The sequence below is a fragment of the Archangium sp. genome (assembly GCF_057119385.1).
Genome location: NZ_DBNGVP010000086.1, coordinates 21861 through 31927 on the forward strand (window position 1 = coordinate 21861; position 10067 = coordinate 31927).

At 68.9% G+C, this 10067-nt stretch carries 9 protein-coding genes; 7 read left to right on the plus strand and 2 right to left on the minus strand.

Annotation, left to right across the window (positions count from 1 at the left end):
• The first annotated feature begins 4 nt into the window (after positions 1 to 4).
• Positions 5 to 616, plus strand: a complete 612-nt coding sequence (locus AC16DP_RS20745) for a pentapeptide repeat-containing protein (protein ID WP_329730479.1) — start codon at positions 5 to 7, stop codon at positions 614 to 616.
• 4 nt (positions 617 to 620) lie between these two features.
• On the opposite strand, the gene AC16DP_RS20750 is transcribed toward AC16DP_RS20745, so the two are convergent.
• Positions 621 to 3200 carry a fused MFS/spermidine synthase gene (locus AC16DP_RS20750; RefSeq protein WP_329730480.1) on the minus strand — a complete coding sequence of 860 codons (2580 nt, stop codon included), beginning with the start codon at positions 3198 to 3200 and terminating at the stop codon, positions 621 to 623.
• 236 nt (positions 3201 to 3436) lie between these two features.
• On the opposite strand from AC16DP_RS20750, the gene AC16DP_RS20755 reads away from it, so the two are divergent.
• From AC16DP_RS20755 to AC16DP_RS20780, 6 genes are all read left to right on the plus strand, one after another.
• The gene (locus AC16DP_RS20755; protein ID WP_329730481.1) at positions 3437 to 3985 is read left to right on the plus strand and encodes a hypothetical protein; all 549 of its coding nucleotides are present in this window, start codon (positions 3437 to 3439) and stop codon (positions 3983 to 3985) included.
• A gap of 258 nt (positions 3986 to 4243) precedes the next feature.
• The gene (locus AC16DP_RS20760) at positions 4244 to 5251 is read left to right on the plus strand and encodes a serine/threonine-protein kinase (RefSeq protein ID WP_329730482.1); all 1008 of its coding nucleotides are present in this window, start codon (positions 4244 to 4246) and stop codon (positions 5249 to 5251) included.
• An 8-nt stretch (positions 5252 to 5259) separates the two neighbouring features.
• Positions 5260 to 5682 carry a helix-turn-helix domain-containing protein gene (locus tag AC16DP_RS20765; protein ID WP_329730483.1) on the plus strand — a complete coding sequence of 141 codons (423 nt, stop codon included), beginning with the start codon at positions 5260 to 5262 and terminating at the stop codon, positions 5680 to 5682.
• A 54-nt stretch (positions 5683 to 5736) separates the two neighbouring features.
• Positions 5737 to 6093 carry a helix-turn-helix domain-containing protein gene (locus tag AC16DP_RS20770; RefSeq protein ID WP_329730484.1) on the plus strand — a complete coding sequence of 119 codons (357 nt, stop codon included), beginning with the start codon at positions 5737 to 5739 and terminating at the stop codon, positions 6091 to 6093.
• A 69-nt stretch (positions 6094 to 6162) separates the two neighbouring features.
• Positions 6163 to 8313 (plus strand): serine/threonine protein kinase, encoded by a 2151-nt coding sequence (locus AC16DP_RS20775; protein ID WP_329730485.1) that lies wholly within the window; start codon positions 6163 to 6165, stop codon positions 8311 to 8313.
• A 111-nt stretch (positions 8314 to 8424) separates the two neighbouring features.
• Positions 8425 to 9366: a DUF2381 family protein gene (locus AC16DP_RS20780; protein WP_329730486.1), complete on the plus strand. Its 942-nt coding sequence runs from the start codon at positions 8425 to 8427 to the stop codon at positions 9364 to 9366.
• 89 nt (positions 9367 to 9455) lie between these two features.
• On the opposite strand, the gene AC16DP_RS20785 is transcribed toward AC16DP_RS20780, so the two are convergent.
• On the minus strand, positions 9456 to 9749 hold the full coding sequence (locus AC16DP_RS20785; RefSeq protein ID WP_329730487.1) for a hypothetical protein: 294 nt from the start codon (positions 9747 to 9749) through the stop codon (positions 9456 to 9458).
• Between the last annotated feature and the right edge of the window lie 318 nt (positions 9750 to 10067).

Genomic DNA, 10067 nt, shown 5'->3' on the forward strand with positions numbered 1-10067 from the left:
ACGTATGAACGTCATCTACGAGGACCGGGAACTAGCAGGCGAGCGGCTGGAACTGACCGATAACAAAGAGGGCAACTACTATCTCGGTCCGAACCTGACGCTGCGGCGCTGCACGGTGGTGACTCGCGTGAGTGCGGGCTGGCTGCACATCCTGCCCACGCGCTTCATCGACTGCACCATTCAGGTGAAGCAGGAGCTGAAGCATCATGATTGGTCGAGCGCGTTCCTGAAAGGCTGCCGGTTCACCGGACGTCTGACGGACTGTGACTTCGGACACCGGCTGCCGCACTTACCGGGCCGGGAGAATGGCGGCATCGAGGACTGCGACTTCACCGAGGCACGACTGCAGGGCTGCCGGTTCCACAGCTGTGACATGCGGACCCTGCGCCTGCCTCCCTGGCCCTGCTTCACCATCCTGAATCCCCTCGGCAGGAGCCAGGAATTGAGCAGCCTCAAGTGGCCGGGCCGGTCCGATATCATCGTGGCCAATCCCGACATGGACCCGCCGTCCACCGTGGCCGTGACCTATCACGCCCCCACGGTCGCCAAGCGGTACGGGACCACCCCCGAAGAGCTCAAGTCCGTCCTCGAGAAGCTCGACTACATCGTCTACTGACGGCTCACCGCCCCACGGGCCGCAGGCAGTCCAGCTCCAGGTCCAGCAGGAAGGACAGGAAGGCGTTGTCCCCCACCTGCGCGCGAGCCTCCTCCACCCGAGCCCGCGCCGCGTCCCACTCCCCTCCCCGCTTCAGCCGCGTGGACTCCAGCACGCGCCGGTTGGCCTCCAGCTCGCGCGACAGCCGCACCCCGTCCAATCCCTCTCCCCGCACCAGCGCGGGACGCTCCGCCATAGCGAGCAGCGCCTCCGGGTCGAATGGCTTGTCCGCGTTGAACAAGAAGTACTCCACCGCCGGGTGGTCATCCGTCACCGGCGCATAACCCCGCGTCCAGCGCCGCAGCGCCTCCGTGCCCGCCACGTACGTGCCCATCAGGCCATACGGCGAGGTGAAGCCCACGTCCGCCAGCGAGCGCGCCACTGTCGTCTGCGCCCACCGCGCCTCCCAGCCCGTCACGTCCACTCCCAGCGGCCGGTCCGCCGCCACCAGCACTGCCTCGTAGTCCGAGGGAATCCACAGCGTCACCTCGGAGAAGGCCTCCAGCAGCGAGGCCACCATGCCCCGCGTCAGGTTGTCCGGCTGCTGCTGCAAGGGAATCCATTGCGCCAGCACGCCTCCCGGCGCCAGCCGCTGCTTCACCTCCCGGTAGAACTCCGTGGTGTAGAGCCCCACCACCCCCGCCGAGCGCGGCGGCGGCGGCTCGAAGGAGATGACGTCGTAGCGTCCCTGGGCCGTCAGCAGGAAGTGGCGCCCGTCGTCGAACACCACGTGCGTGCGCGGATCCTCCGCCGCGCCGTGGTTGTGCTCGGCGAAGTGGGGCGCCGCGGCCAGCACGTCCGGATTCGTGTCCACGATGGTGAGCGAGCGCAGGCCCGGGTGGCTCGCGAACGAGCCCGCCGTGCTGCCCGTGCCGAAGCACACCTGCAGCACCTCCCTCGGCTCCGGGTGCAGCAGCATGGGCAGGTGCGCCAGCGTGGCCATGTAGCGCTTCCTCGGCAGCGCCGTGTTCGCGTACGACACCGAGCCGAACAGCAACTGCTGGTGGCGGAAGCCCCGCTCCCGGCACCCCGGGCCACACGCGTACAGCCCCGAGTCACACACCGACTCGCTGTCGTACTCGAGCACCGCCAGCGCGCCGTCCACGCCCTCGCGCACGAAGCGCACCCGTGAGTCCACATGGTCGGCGAAGGCGCGCACCAGCAAATCCCCCGGCACCATCACCACCGCCACCGCGAGCAGCGCCGCCCCCGCCCACATGCTCCGGCGGGCACGCGGCCGGGCCTCCGTGTCCAGCGCCTGCACCCCGAGCGCCAGCGCCATGTTGAGCGCGCACACCAGGACGAACGTCCACTGCGTCCCCACCGCCGGCACCAGCACGAAGCCCACCGCCAGCGAGCCCACGATGCCGCCCAGCGTATTCACCGAGTACAGCAGGCCCACGTTGCTGGCCGCGTTCGCCACGTGCCGCGTGGTGAGTTGCACCACCAGCGGGAAGATGACGCCGATGAGCGACGCGGGCACCAGGATGACGAGCGCCGCGTGCAGCAGCATGCCCACGTACACGGCATTGGGGCCCCAGCCTCCCACCAGGCCGGACAGCAACTGACTCACCGGGCGCGACATGCCCAGCAGCGCCATGGACAACAACCCCGCGAAGGCGAGCAGCGATTCCACCGTGACGAAGAGCTCCAGCTCGCGCACCCGCCCGGCCAGCTTCAGCGAGTACACGAACCCTCCCACCACGAGCCCCAGCAGGAACGTCACCAGCAGGATGGTGAAGGCATACGTGGTGGAGTCCAGCGAGGTGGACAGCACGCGGAACCAGAGCACCTCGTAGGAGATGGACGCGAAGCCACACAGCGCGAAGGCCGCGACGAGCAACGTGCGGCGCGAGCCCTGGAAGGCGGAGTCCCCACCCGAAACCTCGGGCGCCGCGGGCGCGGGGGCGGAGAGCGGCTCGGGGCGCAGCCACACGTGCAGGAGCACCACCGCGAGTCCCACGAGCACGTTGAGCCCCGCGGCGAGCGCCGCCGTGCGCCACAGCCCCACCGCGCCGATGAGGTAGAAACCCGCCAGCCCGCAGCCGAGCGCCGCGCCCAGCGTGTTGAGCGAGTACAGCACCCCGAAGGAGCGCCCCAGGCCCTCCAGCTCGCGCGCCACGAAGCGCATGAGCACGGGCAGCGTCCCGCCCATGACGAAGGTGGGCGGCAGCACCAGCAGGAAGGCCAGCACCCCGCGCACCGGCAGCGGCCCTCCGCCCGGCAGGCCCAGCACGGACAGCCACTCGGGCAGCGTGGCCAGCACCCGGGTGATGCCCAGCGCGAGCACGCCCGTGGCCGCCTCCAACAACCCATACGCCAGCAGCGGATGCTTCAGCCTGTCCGCCACCCGGCCCCACCCCAGGCTGCCCAGCACGAGCCCCGCCAGGAAGGCGGACACCACCAGGCTCGCCGCGAACGTGGTGTGGCCCACCACCAGCGTCAGGTAGCGGACCCAGATGACCTCGAAGACGAGCCCGCTCATGCCCGAGGCGACGAAGAGCAGACCCACGGCGGCGAACACTCTGGCGGAGATGCGATTCACGGGAGGTGCGACTCTACCCCGGCGCGCACCTCCCCGCCGCTCCGCCAGTACGCCCGGCAGGCGGGCTCAGCGGCCCGGAGCCCTCCCCGAGGGACGTACGCCCGCCTCCGTGGGACTCGGCTCGTCAGCGCAGACGCCCACAGCCCTCGCTCGGGGTCCTGTCCAGGGGTGAAGCTCACCTCATCCGACTGTCCACGTCACCGGGGCAAGCCCACTCGACTCCTCCCCCCTTTCCATTGACCTTCTTCTCGCTGCTCTCCATGGCGCTGCTGTGCCCGCTCGCGTGCGCGAGCACCAGCCCGCCGCAGGCGTATGCCTCCACCCGGGAGGCACTCGCGGACCTGGACGAGTTCGGCGCGCTTCTCATTCGGGCCGGTCTTCCTCCAGAGCTTCTGCCTTCGGGACGCGAGCTGTCCCCGGAGCAGGCGCGGCAACTCCGGTTGCAGCTCCACCTCTACCCGCTCCATCCGCCCAAGCCCGTCGAGCACGGCCCGTGGACGGTGGCGGACGTGCTGCTGCTCGACGTCACCCTCAAGAGCAATCCCATTTCGCGGGCCGAGCTGGGCCGTCGCATCCAGGAGTTCACGCCCCTCCTGGTGCTGCGCCCCGACGGCTACCTCGCCGAGGCGCTCACCGGGAAGGCTGAGCGGTGTGTGGGCCCCGTCGAGGTGAAGGACAACACCTACCGCTCCGGCATCTACGAGCTGGGCACCTTCTACAAGCTCGATGAGAACAACCAGCCGCAGCCCGTCTCCGTGGGTGGCCAGTCCGCCGCCCCCCGCTAGAACTCCTCGGCTTCCAGTGGGGCGACTTCCGCCACGACTTCGTCTCAACCAACGCCCACACGCGGGCCTCTTCCGGCCCTCTGCCGCCAGGATTCATCCCTGTCTCGTCCGTCCCCTCCACGCGGCCCCGCGGCCCGCCTCTCCTTCGAGTCTGGCGACTATCGCTACAGCGTCCACCGCCACCTCGTCACCCACCCCCAATACGACACCCTCCTGCTCGCCTCCCGCGAGTACACGCAGGGCGGCCCCGTCAAGCTGGTGGAGCTCAAGCCCGTGGTGCTGGAGGAGGGCTCGGAGGGACTCGAGCGCGTCCTCGAGGAGGTGCGGCTCGCCCGGTTTCTGCGCCACCCCAACATCGCCGCCGTGTACGGCTACGCGGTGCAGGGCAAGCTGCCCCACATCGTCATGGAGCACCTGCGCGGCTGCTACCTCCTCACCGCCATGGACGCCGCCGTGGCCGTGGGCCGCCGCCTGTCCCCGGCCTTCGCCGCCTACGTCGCCGCCGAGGTGGCGGACGCGCTCGACTCCGCCCACCGCTGCGAGGGGGACGACCGCAAGCCCCTCCACATCGTCCACCGGGCCGTGGGCCCCATGCGCATCCGCCTGGGGCGCAATGGCAGCGTCCAGCTCACCAACTTCGGCGCCGCCTACTCGGAGCTGCTCGGCCGCATCCGCTCGCCGGATGGGCTCCTCCGGGGAGATCCGGCCTACATCGCCCCGGAGATCCTCCAGGGCTTCCTACGGCCCGAACCCGGCCAGAGGGACTTGCTCACCCCCAGGAACCTCGACGGACGGGCGGACATCTTCTCCTTGGGCCTCGTGCTGCTGGAGATGCTCGTGGCGAGCTACCCATTTGATCCGCCCGACACCCTGTGGCGCGACGTGCAGCGCCGCTTCCCCTCCGAGGTTCGCAGCGAGGTGCCCACCTTCCTCGAGCTGGAGACGCTCGCCGACCGCGTGCTGCACTTCGGCCCGGAGGAGGTGCAGCGGATGGCCGAGGAGGTGCCACCGCCCCTGGGGCGGATTGTCACCCAGGCACTGCGCCCGGACCCCAGCGAGCGCTACGCGTCAGCGGACACGCTGCGTGACGAGCTGCGCGCCTACCTGCGTGGATTGCCGCAGCCCTTCGGAGCGAACGAGGCCGAGGAGGAACTGGCCGAGCTTCTCAAGGAAGCCTCCGACCTGGGCAAGCTCGCCGTCCACACGGGGGTGGAGACAGGCGTGCTCCCCGTTCCGCCCGACATGAGCTCCGACGACTTCCACTGAGACGCCCCATGCCCCAGGTACACAAGACGAAGGTACTGCTTGCCCGGCAGATTGGCGCCGTGGCGCGCGAAGCACGCATGAGAGCCGGAATCACCCAGGAGGAAGCCGCCGAGCGCGTCGGCATCGCGACGGAGGTGTACGGGCGCATGGAGCGCGGTAACATGCTCCCGAGCCTTCCCACGCTGGTGAAGCTGTGCCGGGCGCTGGGGATTGATGCCAACCCCCTGCTGGGGTTTTCCTCCTCGCAGCCTCCCGCGTGGCTCGCGTCCGAGACTCCCTCCGCGGCCGAGCCGTCCTCACTGCGGCGCCTCCTCCGTACGGCCCGCAGGCTGAATCCCCGCCAGCTCAGCGCGCTCCGGTCGGTGGCCGCCGCCCTGCTGCCCGCTCCGGACGCAAGGCCCGTGCGCCCCTCCAGACGCGCTGCCTCTTAACCCTGGTAGAGGCAACCAATGGAACACGAACAGCTACAGCCGGAGAAGCTTCAAGTGTCCTTGGGAGAAACGGCCCGCGCGGCACGCGAGCGGCGGGGCCTCACCCAGGCCCAGGTGGCGCAGCAAATGGGTCTTGCCCCCAACATCTACGGCCGCATCGAGCGCGGCGGAATGATGCCCGCGGTGCCCACGCTACGGAAGCTCGCGCTCACGCTGGCCATCTCCGCGGACACGCTGCTCGCATTGAGCCGTGAGGAGGTGACGGCCTCCGTGGAAGACCCCGCTCCCCAGGGCAACCTGTCGCCGGAATTGCTGCTCCTCGTCCGCATGCTGCGCGGGTGGAGCCCGGCGAAGGTGAAGCGGCTGATTCGGGTACTGAAGGTGATGGAGAACGCGCCCGACGACGAGTGAGCGGAGGCGCTGGGAATGAGGACGGCGTGAGTCATGCTATCCTCCGAACTCCGGAGGTTGACCCAATCCATGCAACTCCCGCCGTTCCGTCTGCCAGAGTCCGGGGACATCGTTGGTGACTACCGCCTCACGTCGAGGCTGGGGGATGGCGGACAAGGACTCGTCTTCAAGGCCGAGCGCGCGGGCCGCTTCTTCGTCATCAAGTTCTTCCGCGCCCGCGAGCTGGACGCATGGGGCCTCATGGAGGTGTCCATCCTCCAGAAGTTCAAGCACCCCAACATCGTCCGCGTCCGTGGCTACGACCGGTGGCCGGACCCGGACCTGGGCTACTTCTACATCGTCATGGAGTGGGTGGAGGGCCTGACGCTGGAGCAGTACGTCCTCACGGAAAACCCGTGTGCCCGCCGGAGCGCGGGCCTCATGCTGACGCTGGCTCGCACCCTCGGCGCGGTGCACCGCAAGAATGTCCTTCACCGCGATGTGAAGCGCGACAACATCCTCATCCGCTCGCGCGACGGGCAACCCGTGTTGGTGGACTTCGGCATTGGGGCCATGGCCGAAGCCACCCCGGTGCCCGGCTCCAGACTGCTTCCACCCGGGACGCAGGAGTACGTGAGCCCGGAGGCCTGGCGCTTCCTCGGGGAGAACGTGGGCGAGCCGGTCACGTACAAGTCCCAGGTGTCCGACGAGCTGTGGGCCCTGGGCGTCACCTTCTACTGGCTCCTCGCCAACCGGCTGCCGTTTGGCACGCGTCGGCGCCCGTTCCTGGTGAAGGCGATTCTCGGCCGCACGCCCCGGGCCCCTCACGAGTGCAACCCCCGGGTGCCAAGGGCGCTGAGCGACGTGTGCATGCGCATGCTGGAGAAGGAGCCGGCCGCGCGCTTCCCGGACATGGACGCGCTGGCCGCCGCGCTCGAGTCGGCGCTCGCGGCGGCACGGGACGACGCGAGCTGGGACGTGCCCCTGGGAGACCCGGACGCCCCCGAGGAGACGACGGCGGACGAGCCGCCAGCGCAGGTGCCCTGGGACGAGGAGGAGCTCGCGGTGCGCAGGTGCCTGGCCCCGCCCCGGCGTGGACGCAAGAAGCCGAGCACCGAGGAGAACCGTACCCCCATCGTCGCCGTGCCCCTCGTGCCCGAGGCGCGCTCGAGCCCCGTGCCGGTGGCGGAGGCCCTGGCGGCGCGCATGGCCGCCGTCTTCCCCGGCCATGCCTGGGAGGGCGTGCCTCTGCCCAAGAGCCCGGCAGCGGTACCGGCTTCCGCGGCGCCCATGCCCCCCGCCGGCTCGCAGGCGGGGAGCGCAGGTACGAGCGAGACGACTCCCAAGCGCCGGCTTTGGAGGCGCGCCGCCTCACGGGCTTTTCCCACCTTTGTGGGCGGCCTGCCCGCCCGTGCCGTGGCCCTGGACGGCCTGCGCCGGGCCGCACTGATGCTGGGATTGATGGCGGTGGCGGCAGGGGCCAGCGCGGGCGCGGTGCTCGCCGCCGCTCCCGCTTCGGATGCAGGAGAGGTGGCGCGGCGCCATGTTGCACCAGAACCTCCCATGCCCTCCGGAGACAACCTGACCCTTCATGCCTCCCTTGCCCGGGAATTGGCGGCTTCGCGGGACTCGCCGCAAGCTGGCGGAGGCGCGGCGCCGTTTCTGCCCCCCACCCCCGCGCCGGAGCTCACCACCGCCATGCTTCGCAAGGAAGACGTCAGCGTGAACACTCCCGACAAGCCCCAACCGCAGGCCCGGCGTGCCCGTTTCGCGGAGAAGTGCGTCACCGTGGCCTGCTGCGCCGTGCTCGGCGGTTGCGCGGGCTCTCCCTCGGTGCGCCCCACCCCCAAGCCCGAGGCCTGCCCGGACAGCGCCGTGGCGACCATGAAGAAGCTGGGCATCAGCATCGGCGACGAAGCCGCCGGCACCTTCCTCCAGGCCGTCGAGAGCTCCAAGCCCGTCCCCATCAACCATTTCACCACGTTCATGCTTGTGGAGCCCTTTGGGGAACTGAGGCCAGGCACCGTCCTCTCCGGGCGGCTCATTTTCGGGGAGGGCCGCGTCTACGGCCGCTTCACGCAGGCCAGGCAGACCCAATCAAAGGGCCGACAGACGTACCCTGTCTGCCTGGAGCTCAAGTACGGCCGACAGCGCGGCGTCGAGATCAAACGGGACACCGGGCCCGACTCCGCCGTTGTCTTCTCCGCTGCGGATGTCGAGGCCGTGGACCGCTTCGAGTAACACTGCGGGGGGCTGCCCGGCCGGCAGGGAGCCGGGCACATGGAGCGCGCTGGTGTGGTAGAGGCAAGGCTCGCCCTCACACTCAAACGCCCCCATCAAGGTTGACCTCCCGTGCTGCTTGCGTTCCCTGTCGGCCTCCTGGCGCTGGCCCTCCTGTCCACCCCTTCGGACGTCTCCGCCGCCCCAGGGGTGGACGAGTGCCAGGCGGCGAGCCCGCGCATTGAGCTGTCGCCCTCACCGTCCAGAGGACAGGCCCCGGTGGTGTGCATCAGCCCGGGTGTGTCCACCACGTTCCGCTTTGACTCGGTGATTGTGCCTGCGTCCGTGAAGATTCAGGAGCGCGAGCGTTTCGAGGACGTCACGCCCGGGCAGAAGAATCTGTTCGTCGTCCCTTTGGAGAACGTTGTCGCTGGGAAGCACTTCGAACTGGAGGTGTGCTTCGCCGACGGCGCCGTCCCTGAGTGCGCGAGCTTCGACCTCATCGTGCACCCCGGGTTGGGGATGCAGGAGGTGAAGGTGCTGCGCCAGCCGCGTGCGGCGGGGCACTACAAGCAAGTTGCCGAGGAGGCCGAGGCCGAAGTCCAGCAGTGCCGGGCGGAGGTGCGCCAACTGCGCGCTGAGCGCGGGGGGCCGGATGGATTGGGGGGCGCCATCGCCTCCGGCCTCGTAAGTGGGCAAGGGGGCATTGCCGTCAAGGAGTTGAGCGAGGACGTCACCGCGAAGGAGGGTAATGCTCTCGTCAACGAGCGCGTCTTCAGCTACCGCGCTTCGGAGCGCGTGGCCGTGGAGGCCTACTTCCAGAATCCGGGCACAGCGCCCTGGATGGCGGCGGGGGCGGTGCTCCGGGGTCCGAAGGGCGAGGTGCTCAAGCCGGTGCTGCTCTGGCAGCCGGACCCCATCCGTCCGGCCGCGCCGGGAGAGGCGAGCGACCGAGGGCGCGTCGTGGTGGAGGTGCTGGCCACCGAGAAGGAGGCCCGAGGGACGTACACCCTCATCCTGTGGGACGCGGATCGCCAGCGCACCGTCACGCTCGGCAACGTCTCGTTTCCGTAGGGAGCGGAACCATATCGCTCCTGGTCATCGTCCACGCTGTAGACGGGCGCGCGAGAGGAGTTGGCAACCAAGCCGACTCACGAATGCATCTACATCCATTGATTCCTGGTCGCACGGATTCGAGGCAGCAGGAACTGTTCACACTCCTCGTCCGACCAGGTTCCACCAGGAAAAACGTGCCATGCGCCAGCAGCCGATGCATCTCCCAGAGACAGGCAGAATGCTTTATGAAGATATACGATGATCATGAATCTTCCTTTGGATGCATCGAGCGACAAACATTCGAGCAACCAACGCATCATCTCACATACGCCATGATCTGTTGCGGCCATTTCGCGCAACCGGACAATCAAGCTCATGTTCAAGCTCGTGTTGGTTTCCATGGTCTCATGCCTCATCTGGTGAATAAAACCTGAATGCGGAGAGTTGCCCTGGCCTATTTGACTCGCTCCTTATACTACAGTGGGACTTTGGCGCGAGGGTCTCTACGTCGGTAATGGCAGCGTTTGGCGATGGCCTGATGGCGGCGTCGCCAGCGGCTCCAGTGCAGGACGAAGTCCAAGGCCGGCCGCATCACCCAAGCGATGTTCAGCAGCAGGCGCCGGAGTTCCTGGATGGAGAAGCGGACGAGTCCAGGCCCTGGCGCCGACGAAACCGGAGCATCCGGCGAGGGTGGCGCGTCAGGCCCAACGCTTTTGGGA

What these genes read in the sequence shown, in the direction of transcription:
- AC16DP_RS20745 (WP_329730479.1), top strand. Translation starts at nt 5, where the DNA reads ATGAACGTCATCTACGAGGACCGGGAACTAGCAGGCGAGCGGCTGGAA.
- AC16DP_RS20765 (WP_329730483.1), top strand. Translation starts at nt 5,260, where the DNA reads ATGCCCCAGGTACACAAGACGAAGGTACTGCTTGCCCGGCAGATTGGC.
- AC16DP_RS20775 (WP_329730485.1), top strand. Translation starts at nt 6,163, where the DNA reads ATGCAACTCCCGCCGTTCCGTCTGCCAGAGTCCGGGGACATCGTTGGT.
- AC16DP_RS20785 (WP_329730487.1), bottom strand. Translation starts at nt 9,749, where the DNA reads ATGGAAACCAACACGAGCTTGAACATGAGCTTGATTGTCCGGTTGCGC.